Annotated in this window: 19 protein-coding genes; 7 read left to right on the forward strand and 12 right to left on the reverse strand. The window is 65.9% G+C overall.

Annotated elements, in window-relative coordinates; genetic code table 11:
- Nucleotides 1-13: 13 nt before the first annotated feature.
- The 3 genes from LRP30_RS12995 to LRP30_RS13005 form a co-directional block, all read right to left on the reverse strand.
- Nucleotides 14-1,411, reverse strand: coding sequence for a TolC family outer membrane protein (locus tag LRP30_RS12995; RefSeq protein WP_249760560.1), 1,398 nt, complete (start codon nt 1,409-1,411; stop codon nt 14-16).
- A gap of 230 nt (nt 1,412-1,641) precedes the next feature.
- Complete coding sequence (locus tag LRP30_RS13000) at nt 1,642-2,421, reverse strand: enoyl-CoA hydratase (RefSeq protein WP_128934981.1); 780 nt, start codon at nt 2,419-2,421, stop codon at nt 1,642-1,644.
- Between the two features lie 108 nt (nt 2,422-2,529).
- Nucleotides 2,530-3,198 (reverse strand): hypothetical protein, encoded by a 669-nt coding sequence (locus tag LRP30_RS13005; RefSeq protein WP_128934980.1) that lies wholly within the window; start codon nt 3,196-3,198, stop codon nt 2,530-2,532.
- A gap of 291 nt (nt 3,199-3,489) precedes the next feature.
- On the opposite strand from LRP30_RS13005, the gene LRP30_RS13010 reads away from it, so the two are divergent.
- Nucleotides 3,490-4,035, forward strand: coding sequence for a sigma-70 family RNA polymerase sigma factor (locus LRP30_RS13010; RefSeq protein WP_128939040.1), 546 nt, complete (start codon nt 3,490-3,492; stop codon nt 4,033-4,035).
- 2 nt (nt 4,036-4,037) lie between these two features.
- Nucleotides 4,038-4,676 (forward strand): DUF1109 domain-containing protein, encoded by a 639-nt coding sequence (locus tag LRP30_RS13015; RefSeq protein WP_091890811.1) that lies wholly within the window; start codon nt 4,038-4,040, stop codon nt 4,674-4,676.
- A 10-nt stretch (nt 4,677-4,686) separates the two neighbouring features.
- Here LRP30_RS13015 and LRP30_RS13020 read toward each other — a convergent pair whose 3' ends face one another.
- Nucleotides 4,687-5,790 carry a DUF2336 domain-containing protein gene (locus LRP30_RS13020; RefSeq protein ID WP_249760561.1) on the reverse strand — a complete coding sequence of 368 codons (1,104 nt, stop codon included), beginning with the start codon at nt 5,788-5,790 and terminating at the stop codon, nt 4,687-4,689.
- Nucleotides 5,791-5,851: 61 nt separating this feature from the next.
- Nucleotides 5,852-7,009: a GGDEF domain-containing protein gene (locus LRP30_RS13025; RefSeq protein WP_128939042.1), complete on the reverse strand. Its 1,158-nt coding sequence runs from the start codon at nt 7,007-7,009 to the stop codon at nt 5,852-5,854.
- Between the two features lie 434 nt (nt 7,010-7,443).
- Here LRP30_RS13025 and LRP30_RS13030 point away from each other — a divergent pair, with 434 nt between their 5' ends.
- The 4 genes from LRP30_RS13030 (at nt 7,444) to LRP30_RS13045 (ending at nt 11,534) form a co-directional block, all read left to right on the forward strand.
- Nucleotides 7,444-8,013, forward strand: a complete 570-nt coding sequence (locus LRP30_RS13030) for a sigma-70 family RNA polymerase sigma factor (RefSeq protein ID WP_164934538.1) — start codon at nt 7,444-7,446, stop codon at nt 8,011-8,013.
- The gene (locus LRP30_RS13035; protein ID WP_128934976.1) at nt 8,010-8,705 is read left to right on the forward strand and encodes a hypothetical protein; all 696 of its coding nucleotides are present in this window, start codon (nt 8,010-8,012) and stop codon (nt 8,703-8,705) included. The genes LRP30_RS13030 and LRP30_RS13035 overlap by 4 nt, the downstream gene beginning before the upstream one ends.
- A 16-nt stretch (nt 8,706-8,721) precedes the next feature.
- Nucleotides 8,722-10,434 carry a S8 family serine peptidase gene (locus tag LRP30_RS13040; RefSeq protein WP_249760562.1) on the forward strand — a complete coding sequence of 571 codons (1,713 nt, stop codon included), beginning with the start codon at nt 8,722-8,724 and terminating at the stop codon, nt 10,432-10,434.
- 482 nt (nt 10,435-10,916) lie between these two features.
- Entirely contained in the window at nt 10,917-11,534 is a 618-nt protein-coding gene (locus LRP30_RS13045) for a TIGR03809 family protein (protein ID WP_249760563.1), read from the forward strand.
- 122 nt (nt 11,535-11,656) lie between these two features.
- On the opposite strand, the gene LRP30_RS13050 is transcribed toward LRP30_RS13045, so the two are convergent.
- The 6 genes from LRP30_RS13050 to LRP30_RS13075 form a co-directional block, all read right to left on the reverse strand.
- Nucleotides 11,657-13,027 carry a TIGR03808 family TAT-translocated repetitive protein gene (locus tag LRP30_RS13050; RefSeq protein WP_249760564.1) on the reverse strand — a complete coding sequence of 457 codons (1,371 nt, stop codon included), beginning with the start codon at nt 13,025-13,027 and terminating at the stop codon, nt 11,657-11,659.
- A 233-nt stretch (nt 13,028-13,260) separates the two neighbouring features.
- Nucleotides 13,261-13,917: a pyroglutamyl-peptidase I gene (locus LRP30_RS13055; protein WP_249760565.1), complete on the reverse strand. Its 657-nt coding sequence runs from the start codon at nt 13,915-13,917 to the stop codon at nt 13,261-13,263.
- Nucleotides 13,914-14,903 carry a methylmalonyl Co-A mutase-associated GTPase MeaB gene (gene meaB, locus LRP30_RS13060; protein ID WP_128945831.1) on the reverse strand — a complete coding sequence of 330 codons (990 nt, stop codon included), beginning with the start codon at nt 14,901-14,903 and terminating at the stop codon, nt 13,914-13,916. Before meaB ends, LRP30_RS13055 begins: the two co-directional genes overlap by 4 nt.
- Nucleotides 14,904-14,954: 51 nt before the next feature.
- The gene (locus LRP30_RS13065) at nt 14,955-16,466 is read right to left on the reverse strand and encodes a tripartite tricarboxylate transporter permease (RefSeq protein WP_249760566.1); all 1,512 of its coding nucleotides are present in this window, start codon (nt 16,464-16,466) and stop codon (nt 14,955-14,957) included.
- A gap of 4 nt (nt 16,467-16,470) precedes the next feature.
- The gene (locus LRP30_RS13070; RefSeq protein WP_249760567.1) at nt 16,471-16,962 is read right to left on the reverse strand and encodes a tripartite tricarboxylate transporter TctB family protein; all 492 of its coding nucleotides are present in this window, start codon (nt 16,960-16,962) and stop codon (nt 16,471-16,473) included.
- Nucleotides 16,963-17,153: 191 nt separating this feature from the next.
- Complete coding sequence (locus LRP30_RS13075) at nt 17,154-18,146, reverse strand: tripartite tricarboxylate transporter substrate binding protein (protein WP_249760568.1); 993 nt, start codon at nt 18,144-18,146, stop codon at nt 17,154-17,156.
- A 218-nt stretch (nt 18,147-18,364) separates the two neighbouring features.
- Between LRP30_RS13075 and LRP30_RS13080 the strand changes: the two genes are divergently transcribed.
- On the forward strand, nt 18,365-18,856 hold the full coding sequence (locus LRP30_RS13080) for an SRPBCC family protein (protein WP_249760569.1): 492 nt from the start codon (nt 18,365-18,367) through the stop codon (nt 18,854-18,856).
- 7 nt (nt 18,857-18,863) lie between these two features.
- On the opposite strand, the gene LRP30_RS13085 is transcribed toward LRP30_RS13080, so the two are convergent.
- The gene (locus tag LRP30_RS13085; protein ID WP_249760570.1) at nt 18,864-19,637 is read right to left on the reverse strand and encodes a DUF3298 and DUF4163 domain-containing protein; all 774 of its coding nucleotides are present in this window, start codon (nt 19,635-19,637) and stop codon (nt 18,864-18,866) included.
- Between the last annotated feature and the right edge of the window lie 44 nt (nt 19,638-19,681).

Below are 19,681 nucleotides of genomic sequence, written 5' to 3' on the forward strand. Positions count from 1 at the left end.
AGGAGACTTGAAACTACTGCCCCGACGGCGTGCGCAGGCCGTGCCAGGCGTCGCGGACCTGCTGGTAGTGCACCTCGGGCAGATAGTCCGGCGTGTTCAGATTGAGCGTCTTGACGTCGAGATGGCCGACGGCGCTGAGCAGCGTGTAGGAGGCGATGACGCGATCGCGCAATGCGCCGATCAGGCGGGCCTTGGCCTGGATCAGGTCGGCCTGCGAGTTCAGCACGTCGACCGTCGTGCGTTGTCCGCCGGCGGCCTCGCGTTGCACGCCCTGGAGCGCGACGGTCGCCGCCTTCACCTCGGACTCCGAGGCCGAAACCGTGATCTTGGCGCCTTCATTGGCAACCCAGGCGCTGACCGCGGCCGTGCGCGTCTGGTTGCGCACCTGGTCGAGCACGAGCCGGCTCTGCGCCGTGATCTCCTTGGCCTGCCGGGTCTGCGCCGCGGCCTGGCCGCCGTCGTAAATCGGGGCTGTGACGTTGGCGACGATCGAGGCCTGGTCCTCGGCGAAGGTGCCGAGCGTCGGGTCGTTGTTCCGGCTCTTGCTGGCGCTGCCCTGGATGCTGGCGCTCGGCAGCAGCGTGCCTTCGGCGATGCGGATATTGGTGGAGGCGACGTCGACGTCGAAGCTTGCGGCCATCACCGCCGGATGCTGGCGGATCGCCATCGTCATCGCGTCCTCGCGACTCTTCGGCAGATAGCGGTCGACGACCTCGGCGGGCCGAAGCTGCGACGGCGCATTGCCGATCACCTGCGCATAGGTGGCCTGGCTGACGGCGAGCGCGACTTCGGCGGCGTTGAGATCGGCAAGGCCGCGGTTGAGGCGCGCTTCGGCCTGGGCGGTATCGGTCGGCGTGACATCGCCGGCGTTGAGGCGGCGCTGGGTGACGGCGAGTGTTTCGCGCAGGAAGGCGACGTTGGAGCGCTGCGCTTCGACCAGCGACTGGTTGGCGAGCACGTTGGTGTAGGCGGTGACCGCATCGAGCAGCACACCCTGGCCGACGTTGCGCAGCGCCTCGCGGCCCGACTGCACCTGGAGTTCGGCGGCCCGCACGCTGTTGGCGGTGCGGAAGCCGTTGAACAGGGTCTGCGTCACGGTGACGCCGATGATCCAGGGTTTCAGATTGGCGGTCTGGATGGTGTTGTCGGGCAGCAAATTGCGCACCGATTGCAGGCCGGCGCTGAGGCTGGCCACGATCTGCGGCCGATAGCCGGCAAGCGCCTGCGGCACGTTCTCGTCGGTGGCGCGCTGCCGCGCGCGCTCGGCATTGAGCTGGGGGTTGGTCTGGTAGGCCTTGGCCAGCGCCTCGGGCAGGGCTTCCGCCGATGCGGCCGAGGGCAGGGCGCAACAGAGCGCCAGCGTGGTCCATGTCGCAAGCACAGGAGCCACGCCCGATCGATGCCGCGTCATCACGCGACCAGCTCTGGCGGCACGCCCAATCATGTAATCCCGCAAAACCCTGGCTGTCCGCCCCCGCCGACGGCGGCCCTCTTAACTGTTTAACCAGCGCAGGTCCCGCAGGCAAACTGCCGCGGGGAAAACCCCCATGAAATGCGTGCTTGTTGCAGCTACGTCACAGGGGGCCTTAGGGGAGCGAGAGAGTCTTACACCAGCCTTGCAAGCCTTGCCGGGGTTTGGCTTTACCGGTTCTTGTTCACCGGCTTGCGCTTCTCGATGAACGCCGCCATGCCCTCGGAGCGGTCTTCCAGCGCGAAGGTCGAGTGGAATAGGTTGCGCTCGACGCTCATGCCTTCGGCGAGCGTGGTCTCGAACGCGCGGTTCACCGCTTCCTTGGCCATCGCAGCGGCAGGGCGCGACATCGCGGCGATCTTCTCGGCTGCCGCCATCACCTCGTCCATGAGCTTGTCGGCGGGCACGATGCGGCTGACGAGGCCGCTGCGCTCGGCCTCTGCCGCATCCATCATGCGGCCGGTGAGGCAGAGGTCCATCGCCTTCGACTTGCCGATCGCGCGGGTCAGGCGCTGGGTGCCGCCGATGCCCGGAATGGTGCCGAGCGTGATCTCGGGCTGGCCGAACTTTGCGGTGTCGGCTGCGATGATGACGTCGCACATCATGGCGAGCTCGCAGCCGCCACCGAGGGCGTAACCCGCGACCGCGGCGATGGTCGGCTTGCGGCAGCGTGCGACGCGGTCGCCGCCGATCGCGGCAAAATCCTCGGAGAACATGTCGATGAAGCCTTTCGGCTGCATCTCCTTGATGTCGGCGCCGGCGGCAAAGGCTTTCTCGCTGCCGGTCACGACGATGCAGCCGATGGCCTCATCGGCCTCGAGATCATCGACGGCGGCCGCAATCTCGCGGAAGACGCCGAAGGAGAGCGCGTTGAGCATTTTCGGCCGGTTCAGCTTGATGATGCCGACCGCGCCTTTGCTCTCGACGATGATGTGTTCGAACGTGCTCATGTTCCACCCACGCTTTTGATTGGGCGGGCAATGTGCCCGCTGGCGCGATGGGCTTCAAGAGGGCCGGACGCAGGACGCGCGGGCCGCGCGTCCTGGCGGAACTGACGGTCAGGCCATGAACATGCGCGCGGCCGAGGCCAGCGTCAGCAGCGTGCCGACGCCGATGAAGATCTTGCCGATCAGGGAGCTCTGGTCCCAGGCCGAGCTCTGCTGGGTGCTTGCCATCACCGGTGAGGGGCGCGGCTGTGCTTCGGTTGCGGCGATCACAGCCTTCTGCGCCGGTGGGCTGTCCTGTTGCAGGGCGCGGTCGATGTCGTTGAGCTGATCGGGGGCCACCACTTGGGTGTCGGCGTTCGGTGCGGTGTTATTGGCGCTATCATCGGCCGCCGCCTGGACGTTGTCGTTGGCGCGGCCCGTCATCGCGGAGGCCGCAGCCGCGGTCGGCGTATCGGCGGCGACCTGCGCATTGGCGTTGGCGACTTCCGGCGGCATCTGGCTCGAGGCCGGCACGCCGTTGTCTGCCTTGGCCTCGGCGGTATTTGCCGCAGCATCGTTCTTGTCGGCCTTGTCGTCGGGTTTCTGCGCCGTCTTGCTGCTGCTGGTGCGGCGAGACTCATGGCGCCGGTGCTTGCTCGGCTTGGCCGCGTCGGCTTGCTTGCCTGCGCTGTCGGAGTTGCTGCTTGCGGCTGAACTCGGCGCCGCCTGTGCAATGCCCCCAAACAGCAAGAAAAGTCCGGCCAGAACGATCAGGGCCGCGCGCCCGATGGCTTTGATCATGTTGACGATCTCCCCAATTCCGCCCGTCCCAGGAACGAACAGAGACCCTGGGGCGTGACCACAGCGGGGCAGAAAATGGGAATCTTCTGGCTACACCGGGCAAAAGCGGGGCAAACCGCCCCTCGCGGCCGGCCGCCGGATGCGGGCCGGACTGATCGGTGTTATGAGCCGTCGCGGGCTCTTACGGCCGCACCGGATGCGGAGGCTCGGCAGCGATCACGAATTCGTGATAGCTCGGGTGCAGGGGTAACAAATTGAAAGAGCGGCCGAATTGCATGGTGAGGGGCGCGCGTGCGCGGACGTGAGGACGAATGGACCGGCCTGATGCGGTCGGCCATGGCTGGCGACGATGCGGCGTATCATCGCCTGTTGAAGGCGGTCACGCCGGTGCTGCGCGCTGCTGCGAGGCGTGGGCTGGCGCGGGCCGGCCAGTCTCCCGACCAGGCCGAGGATATCGTGCAGGAGATCTTGTTGGCGGTGCATCTGAAGCGACACACCTGGGACAGCGAAGCTCCCTTCGCGCCCTGGCTGTTCGCGATCGCCCGCAACAAGCTGATCGATACGCTGCGGCGGCGCGGCAGGCGCGTCTTCGTCAACATCGATGATTTCGTCGAGACGCTGCCGGGCGAGGCACCGCAGGAAACGGCTTCGGCGGGCGAGGTCGCCGCGCAACTGAGCACTCTGCCGCAGCGCCAGCGCGACGTGTTGCAGTCAATCGCGGTCGAGGCCGCCTCGATCAAGGATACGGCGGCAAAGTTTGCGATGAGCGAAGGTGCGGTGCGGGTCGCGCTGCATCGCGGACTTGCTGCGCTGACTGCCAAACTGCGGGACCACTAGGCATGGATACCGATCAACTGATTCGCTCGCTCGCGGCCGACAACGTCCATCGCGCGCCGCGCGTCGGCGCCGTGCTGACCATGGCGCTGCTGGTGGCCGCGCCGCTGTCGATCCTGATCTTCGCGACGTTCCTCGGCGTGCGCCCGGACGTGATGAGCGCGATGCGCAATCCGTTTTTCGACATGAAGTTCGCGGTGACGCTGTCGCTCGCGATCCCCGCGATCATCGTCAGCCTGCATCTGTCGCGTCCCGAAGCCCTGCTGCGCGGCTGGGGCTGGCTCTTGCTGCTTCCCGTCGGACTGCTTGCCGTGGCGATCGGCAGTGAGGCGATGATGGCGCCGGCCATGCCGATGACCATGCGCTTGATGGGCAAGAACTCCAGGGTGTGCCTGCTTGCGATCCCCGCGATGTCGCTGCCGCTGCTTGCGGGGGCGCTGTTCGGCCTGCGCCACGGCGCGCCCTCGCGCCCCGCGCTCGCCGGCGCGCTCGCCGGCCTGGTCGCGGCGGGATTGGCCGCGACGCTCTACGCCTCGCACTGCACCGACGATTCCCCGCTGTTCGTCGCGACTTGGTACACGATCGCGACCGCGGTCGTGACCGCGATCGGCGCGGCGGTGGGCTCCAAAGTCCTGCGGTATTAAGGAGCCAGCTTCACGCCGCCGGCGTCGTGCCCCGCTGCATGCGGTGGAAGCGCAGCACCTGCTGCGCGGTCGAAGAGCGCAGGGCTTCGTAGGTATCTCGCAGCGCCAGCATGTCGGTCTGCGAGCCGCCGGAGAGCTTCTCGCGCATGGCGATGATCGCGCGCACGCTCGACCACGACATCCCCGCGACCTTGGCGAGGATCATCACACCCTCGGTCCGGCTGTCGATCATCATGGTCTCGGCGGTCTCGACCGCGACGCCTGCGAGCGCCGCCAGCCCCGCATTGGTCTCGTCGAACTTGCCTTGCTCGGCGAAGGTGCTGACCTGGAATTCGTTGAGGCGACCGTCCGCGTGCAGCGACTTCACCAGCGCACGCGCCATCTCGGTCTGCCGGGTCGTGGCGGCGGCACGGACCCGCTGGGCCGCTTCCTGGACCACGCTCGATACTTCGTCCGCAAGTTCGGGGTGTGCGGCCTCTAACTTCCTGCGCACACTCAAGGAGGCCTTCGCGACCAGCTTCAAATAATGATGACGCGGCAGGTCGGGCCGCAGGCCGATGCAGGTGGCGAGGTCGTCGTCGCGTTCGGCGCGGGTGACGAGGTCGGTGAGACTTCCCTCGGAGAGGCGCGCGCCCGGATTGCTGACGGTCGACTGCACCACGTCCTCGTTGCCGCGCGTCACCAGCAAATCGGTCAATGCCTCCGACAGCACTCGCCGCAGCGAGATCGCCTTGAGATGCGCCTGGCCCCTGGTGCGCGCGATCTCGATCAGGGTCGCCTCGTCCAGCCGTTCCGATTTCGACAGTACCGGGCTGGAGACCTCGATCACCTCGTCGAGCGCGAGCGTGCGGATGATCTTCGGCGGCGCGGAGACGATCGGTGCGAGGCGTTCGGCGAGCAGTGCCTTGGCCGAAATCTCGATCTGCTCGATCAGGCACTGGAACACGTCGTCGAACACCCGGACGTGGTCGTCGGAATAATCCACCGCGTTGCCCACGAAGAGATCGGTGACGCGGCGCAGCGTCTCGACCCGGCGAGCCACGGTGCCGTGCGAGAGCGCGGCCTGCAATTCCTCGAGCAGGTTCTCGGATGGTGTTGCCGATTTCGATCTCATTGCCCTGTCCTGGAGCGTTTGGCCCGGCGGCGTCTTCTCACGCGCCGGAAAAATGAATTGGTCAGCCCGTTGCAATGCGGTTGCGCCCTTGCGCCTTGGCGGAATAGAGCGCGTGGTCGGCGCGTGCTAGAAACGTGTCGGCAGTATCGTTGTCGCGCAGCGTCACGACGCCCGCGGAAATGGTCACGCGCAGGCCGGGGGAAAATGCGCTCCAGTCGAGATCGGCGATGATTTGGCGCAAGCGCTCGAGCATGCGCGATGCCGCTTCGCCATCGGTTCCGGGCAGCAGCAGCAGAAATTCCTCGCCGCCGTAGCGGCCGAAGCAGTCGGCTTGGCGGATGTTGGCGAAAATGGTGATCGCGAAGGTGCGCAGCACCTCGTCGCCGATGGGATGGCCGTGGGCGTCGTTGACGCGCTTGAACCAGTCGAGATCGATCAGCGCGATTGCGCAAGGCGTTGACGCCTGCCGCGACTTTTCGATCGCGGCGTCGAGAAGCCGCATGATGCAGCGGCGATTGTAGGAGCCGGTGAGCTCGTCGAGCTCGGCCAGTTCCTCGATGCGCTGATAGGCGGCCTTCAGCTCGATGCTGCGCCGGTACAGGATCTTGCGCAGCGTGGCGCCGAACAGGCCGAGGAAAGCGCACTGGCCGATCACCAGCACGAAGCACAGCATGGAGGCGGTCCGCTGCAACCGGGTCGTAACCGGCAGGCCAATCGGCAGATCCGAACCCAGGAAGACAAAGGCGAGCCCGCAGGTGGCAAGACCCCAGGTGAGCATCGCCTGGCTCGATGTCATCCGCAGCGTACCGAACGCGAAGATCAGAAACAGCACGGCGAGGAACGCGACCCCGACCGTCGGCACTGCGAGCAGGAATACCAGTTGCAGCGCCATATGCGCCGAGATCTGGAAGACGGTGAGGTAATGATCTTCGAACCGATCGCCGAAGCCGGCTTCCGACAGCACGGTGAACGTACCGATGATCAGGAGCCCGCCGAGCCAGAACAGCGACGGCACACCCATGGAGATCGCACCGTCATAGGCGTACAGCAGCAGGACGGAGGCGCCGAGCGAGTAGCTCGCGACCTGCCCGATATACATCTGGCGGCGCTGGCGGGCCCGGCGCGCCAGGACTTCCGGAGCCGCCGCCGCGGGCGCGAGGACGAGATCCGCGACTTCAGCGGCACTCCTCTGCGGAAAGGACGGCGCGGCCGTGTTCATTGTCCTGCCAATGGTGGATGTCAGCTCAAAAATCTACGTGGCAAGCCTTTAGGTTTGGTATCCTTCGAAATCGAATCCGAACCGTGCAGCGCGGAACAGGGAATGTCGGCCGGCAGCGAAATTTGCCGGCGGTTAAGCAATGGTTTGCGATGCGGTCGAGCCAAAGCAGGGGTTCGTGAGACATACACCGTGCAGGGCTGCTAATGGATCCAGGTTGACCGGGCTGCCTGTGCCGGACAGTCCTTCGCAGGGAAATATTTCAGTATTATGTTACCGATCTGGATCGAGGCGGGTCGCCGCCGGTGGAACAAGAAAAATGCGCGTATGTGGGGTGGATCACATAAGCCCCCGTATGCGTGCGGTAGCTTGAAGAATTTCGCCGCTTTGGTCGAACCCTCCGCCGCACCGACCCGACCAACTTTGCGAGACGGCCTTTGAGCGTGACACAGGCGGCTTCGGACGAGGTCCTGATCGCCAGGATCGCTCAAGGCGACCGGCTCGCCATGCAGGTGTTGTACGGGCGGCACCATGTCAGGGTTTACAGGTTCGGGCTCAGGCTCGTGCGGGACGAGCAGGCGGCGGAAGACCTCATCAGCGAGGTGTTTCTCGACGTCTGGCGTCAAGCCGGCAAATTCGAGGGCCGATCCGCCGTTTCCACCTGGCTGCTGGCAATCACCCGATTCAAGGCCCTGTCTGCGCTTCGGCGCAGGAAGGATTTCGAGTTGGACGAAGAGGCCGCCAACGCGATCGAGGATACGTCCGACGATCCGGAAACGGTGGTGCAGAAGAAGGATACCAGTGAGGCGTTGCGGGAGTGTCTGACGGGCCTTTCGCCGGAACACCGGGAAATCGTCGATCTCGTCTACTACCACGAGAAATCCGTGGAAGAAGTGGCCGAAATCGTCGGGATACCGGAGAACACTGTGAAGACGCGCTTGTTCTATGCGCGCAAGAAACTGGCCGAACTGCTGAAGGCAGCCGGCGTTGAGCGAGGCTGGCCATGATGGCTTTGAGCAAGAAGATGCTGGAGCAAGAGCCCAGTGAAATTGAACTGCTGCTGCCCTGGCACGCCGCCGGCACGCTGAACGCGCGCGATGCCCGCCGCGTCGAGGAAGCGCTGGCGCGCGATCCGGAGCTTGCGAAGCAATATGCCGCGATCCGCGGCGAGTACGAAGAGACCATTCATCTGAACGAGAGCCTGGGGGCTCCGTCGGCGCGCGCGATGCAGAAGCTGTTCGCCGCGATCGACGCCGAGCCGGCGCGGGCGACCGGTTCGCTGCCGCTGTCGGCGCGCATCGCGACCTTCTTCGCGAGCCTGTCGCCGCGGACGCTGGCCTGGTCGGCGAGCCTCGGCGCCGTCGCGCTCGTACTGCAAGCCGGAATTATCGGCGCCGTGCTGATGAAGAACCAGCCTGCGACCTTCCAGACGGCTTCGCTCTCGACCAGTGCGCCGATCACACGCGAACTTGGTAGCACGGCCGCGCCGGCGCGCGCGCTGGTGCGCTTCACCCCCGAGGCGCGCATCGCCGACATCACCGCGTTGCTCGACAGCTATCAGGCGTCGATCATCGACGGAGCCAAGGGCGGCATGTTCCGCCTCCAATTCAACAAGGCGATGAGCCAGGACGAGCTCGCCTCGCTGCTCGGCAAGATGCAGCGCGAGAAGTTCGTCAATCTGGCCGTCGCGACGCCCTGAACGTGCCACTGAACTGATGACGCGCAAGTCCGAGAGCTGGGTACGCGCCGGGGCCTACGTTTCGTCGGTTGGAGCCGTGCTGCTGCTCACAGCCTGTCTCGGCGCCGAGGTTGCGCAGGCGCAGGCGATCATGCGTACGCCCACGATCAGCGTTCCCTCGCGCACGCCGACCATCTCTTCGAGCATTGCCCCGCGTGTCAGCCCCGGTGTTGCCGCACGTGCGGTCAGCGTCGGCCGCGGCCCGCGGACGATCGCGGCCATCCCCCGCACCACACCGTTGCGCATGCGGACGACGCCGGTGCTGCCCTATGCGCGCTATTCGCCGAACCTCTATCCGGCCTGCACCGCACCCTATCGCGATGCCGGCGGCGAATGCCTGGCGCAGCCGAACGCGGGCGGCGAGGGCGGTGGAAAATCAGGCAAGAAGAGCGCCGGCAAGGGGCGTGGCAACAGCACGCCGGCCGCGGTGAACCTGCGCAGCTTCGCCAACGAATTCGTCGCCGAGATCGACAGCGCGCTGTCGCCGGCCGAGGCCGACGAGCTTGCGCGTCGCCACGGCCTGACGCGCGTCGCCTCCGAGAATTTTCCGCTGATCGGCGCCACTTTCGGCCTGTTCCGCATCACCGACGGCCGGCCGTACGAGACAGTGCGGCGCGAATTCGCGGCCGACGGCAGTGTGCGCTCGCTTCAGCCGAACTTCCGCTATGTGCTCCAGGACCAGACATCGTCGGGATCGACCGAGGGCGATCCTGCGCAATATGCACTGACAAAGCTCCGCCTGCTGCAGGCGCACACGCTGGCGCACGGCGCCAACGTCACGATTGCCGTGATCGACTCCGGCATCGACGCCAGCCATCCCGAACTCGCCAATTCCATCGCCGACAATTTCGATGCGCTCGGCAGCGCCGAGGGGCCGCACGTTCACGGCACCGGCATCGCCGGCGCCATCGTGGCGCATGCGCGGTTGATGGGCAGTGCGCCCGAGGCGCGCATCATCGCGATCCGCGCCTTCGGCGGCACCGCCGGTGGCGCCGAGAGCTCGTCCTACATCATCCTGCGCTCGCTGAACCATGCCGCCGAGCACGGCGCGCAGATCGTCAACATGAGCTTTGCCGGTCCGAAGGACGCGGTGATCGAGCGGGCCATCGCGGCGACCGCTGCGCGCGGGCTGGTGCTGATCGCGGCCGCCGGCAATGCCGGCGCGAAATCGCCGCCGCTCTATCCCGCCGCCAATCCCAACGTGATCGCGGTCAGCGCCACCGATCAGCAGGACCGGCTGTTCACCGCCTCCAACCGTGGCAACTACATCGCGGTCGCAGCCCCCGGCGTCGACATCTTCCTGCCGGCGCCCGACGGCAAATATCAGATGACGTCGGGCACGTCGTTCTCGGCCGCCTATGTCTCCGGCGTCGCGGCGCTGCTGCTCGAGCGCAACCATGCCTTGAAGCCGGAAGCGCTGCGCATGACGCTGGCGAAGACTGCGCGCGACCTCGGTTCACCCGGGCGTGATGATCTGTTCGGTGACGGCGAGGCCGATGCATTTGCCGCGGTCATGGCCGTTCCCCCCGACAGCGCGACGCCGGTTGCGGCGGCATCCGGTACAACAAAACGTGAAGACGCCGGCAAGCGTCGCGACGAGCCGGGCAGCCGCGCGATCGAGCAACCCTCGCTGTCGAGCACAGACGAGAAATCCGCGATTTCTCAGGCGGATAGGCCGGCGACGCGATAGCCGCTGCGACAAAGATGCGCGTACGCCGAAGCTCAAAAAAGCAAACCCCGCGTTGAACGTTCAGCCAGCTGCCACGACCAAATTATGTGGGAGCGGTCATCCCTCCCCATCAGTCATATCAGGCGCGAGCGCCCATCCACCCCAAGCGCCCATATGGCTCGACCCGTCCGGTTGTCCCCCCGGACGGGTCTTTTCTTTTGGGCATCTGATCTTTTGAAGCTTGGCGCTCGTTCAGCTTCCGGTTGAAGGATCGCGCCCGCGTTCGTGCCGATCGTCGACTCGGCACGCGGCAAGCCCGTCATGCTTGTGCGAAGCTTGACTCGAAAACACAGGAAATCTCCGCACGACTACGGTGTTTGATGACGGGCGCGGCGTCGTTGCTGGACAAGTCAAAACTTTTCCACAAAATATTCATGTCGCGTCTAAATTGATTCGTGTGCGTTGCGTCCCCGCGTCCGTGTTTTCTCCTGACGGGCTGGTTCATGACACATCGCCAAGAAGTCGTTCGCGACGTGGCTGTTAGCCGCGACATCGCGGCACGCTGGTGCGCTCTCGCCGAGCAGCGGCTGCAACATCTCTCCGAAATGTTCGAGACCGGACGCTGGCGCCGCTACCACTCCGAGATCGCATTCCTCGAAAACATCCAGGAGGCCAAGCGCGCGGTCCAGACCTGGCGCGCGCTTGCAACGGGTGCGGACGTCGCTGCGGCAGCCGCGAGCGTGACGCCTGCCTTCGGCTGGTCGCCGGCGACGATGCCGCGCGTGTTTCCGCGTGAGCAACAGGCGCAGACCGTGCAGCCGAAGGCCGTCCACATCGCGCCCGAGACCGCCGTGCCAGTCAGGCTCGATCCCGAGCCGGACGTTCTCGCCGATATCACCGACGCCCCGATCGCACCGCTCTCCGCGCCGCCCGCGATGGCACCGATCACGGCACCTGCCGTGATGGCACCGCCGACGGCGCCGGCCACGATGGCAACGCTTCTGCCGCAGTTCTCCCCGCCCGCGGCCGAAATCGTCGCCGCCCCCGAGCGCGTCGTCGAATTCACCTTCAGCCTCGACGGCCTGCAGGCAAAATACCCGCTGCTGCGGAACGCGTTCTAAGGGATGTTCAAGAGGGCAGCCGAACTTCTCCAACCCCGTCATCCTGAGGCGTGAGCCTTGCGGTGCAGAGCACCGCAAGGGCGAGCCTCGAAGGATGTGCGGCCCGTCTGCCGGCCGCACAGTTACCGCCGCACTGCATTCCCCCCGACCACCACCTGCGCGAACCGCTGCGCACCGTCGGCCGACAGGTCGGACGTCACCGCACGCGCGTGATCGAGCCCGACCACGGCGCCGCGCGGGGTCTCGGAGATCATGTTGTTGTTGACGAGCGCAGAGCCGGCCCCCGGCACCACGGAGACACCGACGCCGGCCAGCGCCTTGCGGATCACGTTGCCTGTGATCGCGACGTCGCGCAGATATTTGCCCCAGCCGGCGACGATGCCGTAGGATGGCGCGTTCTCGATCACGTTGCCGGTCACCGATGAATCCGCTTCGATGTAGATGCCGACGCCGGCATTGTCGTCGGGCGCGGTGCCGATCGGACGCTTCGGGAGCAGATTGCGGATGATATTGCCCTGGACAACGGCAATGCGGCCGCCCTCGTTGAAATTGCAGACGGAGACGCCGACGGCGGCGCCGTCGACGGTGTTGTTGGCAATCACCGCAGCTTCGAACGCGAACTCGGAATAGAGCGCGACCTCGCGCACGTCGCTGACACTGTTGCCGGTGATGTGGATGTTGGAGGCGGAGTTGCCGCGCACGGCTGAGTAGTCGCAATTCCTGATGCGGTTGCCGCGCACGATCACATTGCCGGCGCGAAAGGCGTTGATGGCGTTGCCGTACTGGCCGGAGCCGCCGGGGCCGGCCTTGATGTCCTCGATGCGGTTGTCAGCGACCAGCGTGCCGTCATCGCCGATCGCGGTGCGCAGGATCTCGATGCCGTTGTCGTTGGTGCCGGTGATGGTGTTGCGGGAAACGCTGAGGCCCCTGGCGTCGAACGAGACCACCGCCGTCACCGCGATATTAGTGAAGATATTGCCGGAAATGTCGCCCGAGACCTGCTCGAGCCAGATGCCGCTGCCGCCGGATCCCGTGATCGCGCAATCGGTGATGCGGATGTCGCGGCCGCCGAGGACGTGGATCAGGCCGCGCCGCGTCGGCAGCGGAATGTTGCCGCCGTCGAAGGTGATGCCGGTGAGGCCAATCGCATCGGAACCATCGCTCTGGATCGCCGAGGCGCCGCCGGTGAAGACGAGTTTCGTCGCACCGCGCACGCCGATCAGTTGCGCGCCGTTCGGGAGCCGCAACAGGCCGGTCCGGTAGATGCCCGGCGGCAAGGCGAGCGGCATCTGCGCCCGCGCGCTCTCGTCGATCGCACGCTGAAGCGCTCGCGTCTGGTCCTCGCTGCTGCCGGGCCGCACGCCGTATTGCGTGGCGTCGCGGCCGAGCAGGGATGTCAGGGGCGCCGCGCGGGCAGCGTCAGCCGGCATGGCGAGCGCGCCGGCGATGCCGGCGGTCGAAGCTCCGATGAGATGACGGCGATTGAGGTCCATGACGCGTCCTTCGGCGGACGCGGGAAGTGTCCGCGCCGACTAGGTAGCGCAGCGCGGCCGGTGGCGTGAGGATTGTTCGCGGTAGGGTTAAATGTTTACGCAAGCGAGGTGCGGTAGGGTGGGCAAACGACTTGTCCGCCGTAGCTCGGAGAGCGAAGGCGCAAGCGTGCCCACCATTGTCACCTCGGATGAAGATGCATGGTGGGCACGGCGCAAGAGCGCCTTTGCCCACCCTACGAAATCGGCGTGTTCCGCGCCTTGCGCGCCAGTTGCACGATCTCCATCAACATTGCTTCGCCAGCATCCACCAACTCGTCCAATGTGATCCGAGGCGCGCCCTTGCGGCGCACGGCGCCGCTGCGCGCGAGCAACGGGATGTGGATAAACGCCGCCAGCCTCGGCCCGCCCGCTCTCACATTCTCGATCGCGCGCCAGCTCAGATAGTTGCAGAGATAGGCGCCGGCATCGCGCGAAGAGCGCGCATCGATGCCGGTGAGACGTGCGGCGCGCAGCAGCCGTGCGGTGTGCGGACCGAACGTCATCGCGTCCGCATGGCCAGCGATGCCGCGCTTGCTCGAACGGGTGTTGGCGGCATCCGGCCAGAGCATGGTGACGGCATTGCGGGCGCGGGTCTCGATGCGCAAGTAAGACGTGCGTGCGGCGAGGCCGAACATCAGAAGCGCATCCGGCTTCACCTTCGTGAGCACGTCAGGCAATTGCCGGTCGACCGCAGCATAGGTGACCGGGAAGATGTGACTTGCAATCGTGACATCGTCGAGTGCCGGGCGGCGCAGCTGCGCCAGTCGCGCCACCAGCGGCTGGGTCGGGTTATAGGGCGCGCCGGGAAACGGTCCGAATCCGGTCAGGAGAACGCGGAGCTTTTCGCTCATTGCAGCAACTCCAAGATCTGCTCGGCGGCGAGCGCCGGCGTGAGATGGCCGTCGGCCACCTCCGCCTCGATCTTCCGGACCTTGGTCCGCACCGATGCCTCGCTGCGCAGCCGCGCCAGCATCCGCTGCTCCAGCATCGACCACATCCATTTCACCTGCTGATCGCGCCGACGCGCGGCAAACTCGCCGGATGCGCTCATCGCCTTGCGGTGATCCAGAACCTTCTGCCAGAGCTCGGCGATGCCGGTGCCGGTGAGCGCCGAATAGGTCTCAACCGGTGGGTGCCAATGCTCGGACCTGGGGCTGAGAATGTGCAGCGCGCCGCGATAGTCGGCCGCGGTGATCTTGGCGCGCTTGAGGTTGTCGCCATCGGCCTTGTTGATGGCGATCATGTCGGCGAGCTCGACCAGACCCTTCTTGATGCCTTGTAGCTCGTCGCCGCCGCCCGGCAGCATCAGGGCGAGGAAGAAATCGGTCATGTCGCAGACCGCGGTCTCGGACTGGCCGATGCCGACGGTCTCGACCAGCACGACGTCGAAGCCGGCGGCTTCGCAGAGCAGCATCGCCTCGCGCGTCTTGGCGGCGACGCCGCCGAGCGTGCCCGAAGACGGCGAGGGGCGGATGAAAGCATCAGTGGAGGCCGCCAGCCGCGCCATCCGCGTCTTGTCGCCGAGGATCGAGCCGCCGCTGCGCGCCGAGGACGGATCGACCGCGAGCACGGCGACCTTGTGGCCCTGTTCAATCAGATACGTCCCGAGCACGTCGATCGTGGTTGATTTGCCGACGCCTGGCGATCCGGTGATGCCGACGCGAAATGCCTTGCCGGTGTCGGGCAGCAGCGTCTGCACCAGCTGGCGCGCCAGCGCCTGATGGTCACCGCGCCGGCTCTCGACCAGTGTGATGGCCCGGGCGAGGGCCGCGCGACTGCCGGCGCGCAAGTCGCGGGCAAGGGATTTGATATCCAGCGAGGCCTTCTTCTCAGTCATGCCCTGCTTTACAACGCCGAGGGGAGACAGGCGAGGGCCGCCCGCCCGATATCACCGGGATGTCGCCACGACCGTCTGCGGCTGCTTCACCTTGCGCCACACCCACACCATCACCGGCCAGAGCAGCGCGCCGATCGCCATTGCGGCGAGGATGGCCGCCACCGGCCGCTCGAAGAACGGCAGGATGCTGCCGTCGGACTTGATCAGCGAGGTGACAAAGGCCTGTTCCACCATGGTGCCCATGACGATGCCGAGCACCATCGCGGCGACGGGATAGCCGTTCGCCTCCATCACATAGCCGATCACGCCGAACGCGGCGACGGTGACGACGCCGAACATGTTGTTGCCGATCGCGAACGAGCCGACCGCGCAGCACAGCATGATGATGGGCATCACGGTCGAGCGTGGTGCCAGCAGGACATAAGCGGCGACCCGGATCATGGCGATGCCGAGCGGGATCATCAGGATGTTCGCGATGATGAACATCAGATAGATCGCATACATGCTCGACGCCTTCTCGGTGAACAGCGTCGGGCCGGGATTGAGCCCCTTCATGTAGAGCACGCCGATCGCGATCGCGGCGATGGTGTCGCCGGGGATGCCGAACAGCAGCGAAGGCACCCAGCCGGAGGCGATGCTGGCATTGTTGCTGGCGCCGGCCTCGACCAGGCCTTCGACGTGACCGGTGCCGAACTTTTCCGGCTCCTTGGAGAACCGCTTCGACATCGCGTAGGAGACCCAGGCGGCCATGTCGGCACCGGCGCCGGGCAGCACGCCGATGATGATGCCGACGATGTTCCCGCGCGTCATCTGCCAGTGATAAAGCTTCGTCAGCTTCCACTGGCCGGCCATGATGCTCCCGAATTTTCGCCGCGGCAGTGGTGGCGGCTCGGGCGTCAGCATCGCGCGCATCACCTGCGCCACCGCGAACACGCCGACCAGCGCCGGGATCGGCTCGATGCCGCCGAACAGATCGGTGATCCCAAAGGTGAAGCGCGGGATGCCGCCGGGGTTCTCGATGCCGATGCAGGAGACGAGCAGGCCGATGAACATCCCCGCGATCGCCTTCACCGGCGAGGAGCGCGCGACCAAAGTGGCGCACATCAGGCCGAGCAGCGCTAGCCAGAAATATTCGAAGGTCGAGAACGACAGCGCGATCTCGGCGAGCGGCGGCGCCAGGATCATCAGCGACAGCACGCCGGCGATGCCGCCGACTGCGGAGAACCAGACGCCGGCCCCGAGCGCGAGCTCGGCCTGGCCCTTGCGGGTCATGGCATAGGCTTCGTCGGCATAGGCGGCGGAAGCCGGCGTGCCGGGAATGCGCAGCAGCGCGCCTGGAATGTCACCGGAGAAGATCGCCATCGAGGAGGCCGCAACGATGGTCGCGATCGCCGCGATCGGCGACAGGTAGAAGGTGACGGGGACGAGCAGGGCGGTCGCCATCGTCGCCGACAAGCCCGGCAGCGAGCCGATCACGAGCCCGTACACGGAAGCCGCAAACATCGCGATGATGACCTCCCAGGTGGAGATCAGTGCGAACGCATCAATCAGGGTTTTCAGCATGGGATTACCAGGGCGTCGGCAGCAGGCCGGCAGGCAGCGGCACGCGGAGCAGCTTGCCGAAGATGAGGTGAATGGCGAACGGCGAGAGCGCCGCGAGCGGCAACGCCAGCTTCCACTTCGCCCCTAACGCGGTCGAGGTCACGTAGACCATGATCGCCGCGGTGATGATGAAGCCGAGCCGGTCGGCGGCAAAGACGTAGAACAGCAGCAGCGCTGGCGGCAGCAGCGCGCGCAGGCCGTAGAGCTTGCCCTGTGGCTGCGGGCTAGCTGCCTGGCCGTCCTCGAACGGGATGAGCTCTTCCTCCTCCTCGAAGGAATGGCCGATGCCGAATACGATCGCGAGCCCGCACAGCGCGAGCCCCGTGCCAATCACCAGCGGAAACACATTGGGGCCGACCGGCTGCCCCGGCACCGGCGGCAAGATCCAACCGCCATAGGCGGCGGCCGCGCCGAGTGCGACGAGAAACGATCCCGTGACGGAGTCGGGAAGACGCATGAGGGAGTCCTACAAAGAGTGTTCTCCCGCTCCCCGCGCGCGGGGAGAGGGTTGGGGTGAGGGGGGTCCTCCGCGAGGACGGTGAGAGTTGGATTCGTGGAGAGTCCCACTCACCCGGAATCCGCGCTTTGCGCGAATTCCAGCCTCTCCCCGCAGGCGGGGAGAGGCGATCAGAGCGTCGCAGTACCAGGTCACGCCTTGCTCAGGCCGGCCGCCTTCATTGCCTCGCCCATCTGGGCGTCGCCCTTGTCCATGAAGCCGGCGAAATGGGCGCCATCGCCCCACACGGTGCCAAAGCCGCGATTGCTCATGAAGTCCTTGAACTCGGCGGAGTCGTAGACCTTCTTCAGGGCCGCGGTGAGTTTTGTTGCGATCTCCGGCGGCAGGTTCTTGGGTGCGCCGATGCCGCGCCAGGCGCCGGTCGCGTAATCGATGCCCATCGCCTCCTTCAGCGTCGGCACGTCCTTGAAGATCGGATTGCGCGCCGGTGCCATGATGGCGAGGCTCCTGGCCTTGCCGGCCTCGATAATGGCGCGCGCTTCCGGCACCGAGCAGGTGGTGAGGTCGAGGCCGCCGGCGGCGAGATCCTGCATGGCTGGCGCCGCGCCGTTCGAGGGCACCCAGGCGACCTGGTTGGCGGGCAGGCCCATCGCCTGCATCCAGCCGACCAGCGCCAGATGCCAGATGCCGCCCTGGCCGGTACCCGAAGCCTTGAACTTGCCTGGGGGCGCCGCCTTGATCGCCTCGGCGAGCTCCTTGACCGTCTTGTACGGCGAGGAGGAGGAGACCTGAATGCCGGGCGGATCCTCGTTCATCAGCGCCAGCGGCGTATAACTCTTCGGCGTCAGGTCGGTGAGGCCCTGCCAGTGCATCATCGAGATTTCGACCGTGAGCATGCCGATGGTGTAGCCGTCCGGCTGCGCAGTCGCGATTGCGCTATGGCCGACGACGCCGGAGCCGCCGGTGCGGTTGACCACGTTGAAGGGCTGGCCGAGATCCTTCTCCAGCAGCGCCGCGACGATGCGCGCGGTCGCGTCGGTGCCACCGCCTGCGCCCCAGGGCACGATCACGGTGACCGGACGCGCCGGATAGGTTTGCGCGCGTGCGGGCTTGAACCCGAACACGGCGGATGCCGCAACGGCGGCGGATGAAGCCGCAAAGGTGCGGCGCGAAATCTTGGACATTGAATGCCTCCCAGCGGCGCCCGTGACGTCGGGCGCTCTTGTCAACGGCGGCATTCTAGTCGGCTTTGCGGCGCCGCTGCAAGGTAGCGCTACCAATGAGATCGCAGTGTTGTGTGAAAGCTGGAGGCCCATCGGAAAAGGCAGTCGGAAATCGGGTGGGTTTTGCTCGCGCAAGTCGCCAACCTCAGCGCGTAACGAAAGCCAAAGGCACGCTTCCGATGACCCAAGCCTATTACAGCGCCGTGTTGGACCACCCGATGGACGAAGTCTGGTCGCTGATCCGCGATTTCAACAACTATCCCGCTTACATCGACGGGGTGAGCGAGAGCGTGATCGAAGACGACAAGCGCGGCGACGAAGTCGGCGCCATCAGGCGCTTCTGCTATCTCGGAAACTGGATCCGCCAGCGCTTGGTCGATCACTCGGACCGGCAGCACACCCTGACCTATGCCGGTCTCGAAGCGCTGCCATATCCGCAAGATGACGGCAGCCAAGCGGGGAGCCAAGCGCCAGCGCCGACGCGCTACCAGGGCACCATGCATCTGCGCCCGATCATCGAAGGCGACCGCACTCTCATCGAATGGGTGGTCGCCCTCGATACGGAACCTGCGGACGTCGATCGCTGGCAAGCGCTGTTTGGCTCCTGGATTCCCGATTGGACGGACTCACTTGCGCGGACATTGGCTCGCGTCAGTCCGCGATCGCGTTAGCGAGCACTCACTGCTCATCCGCGTCGCCTTTCGGCCGTGCGCCGCCGATAATCCGCAGACCTTCCGGCGTGAGATAGGGCTTCAGCGTTTCCCACGGAACAAAGGCGACGTATGCGCCTTCGGCATAGGGGCCGACGGCGTAGGGGGGATAGTGGAAGGTGAGACCGGGGCTCTTTCCGATCTCAGTTGACGGCGCGAGCGTCACTGCGCCGATCTTCAAGAGACTTGGTTTGAGATTTTTGATCCACTCGTCGCTCGTGTCGGCCACATCGCGCTTCTTCTTCTCGATCGTGAGCGAGGCGATCACGGCTTTCAACATCGCTTTCATGGTGGGGCCGTTGTCGGCCGTTTCGATGAAGAACGGTCGGATCGAGATGCGCTTGCTCTCGGTTCTGTCCCACAGAATCGTGTCGACGTCGGAATTGGGATGTGCGCCGTGAGTGTCCGTATAATCGGATCTGACGATGCTGATATAGCGATCGCCCACCACCGAACGAATGGCATAATTGCGCTCGAACTCCCACGCACCATCCCTGAAGAGCACCGGATCGGTCTTGCGTGTGGCGGCCGCTTCCGCCGCGCTCTTGTCGAGCCACTTTCTCGCCTCAGTGAGGCAATCGGCCGTGAGGACGGCATCGGCTCTGATCGTGTCGTCGAGCAGGACACGCGCCTCGATGTTCCTGTTCTTGAGGACGGCATCGGGCTTGGGACCGGTGGCGAGCGTCGGCGAGCACAGCAGCATCGTCGCCACAACGGTCGTGGCGATAGCGGCGCATCGCATCAAGCTTTTCCTCTGCGCGTACGCGCCATCCTGCAACTTAGCCA

The organism is Bradyrhizobium sp. C-145, from assembly GCF_023375135.1.
Classification (GTDB): domain Bacteria; phylum Pseudomonadota; class Alphaproteobacteria; order Rhizobiales; family Xanthobacteraceae; genus Bradyrhizobium; species Bradyrhizobium zhanjiangense.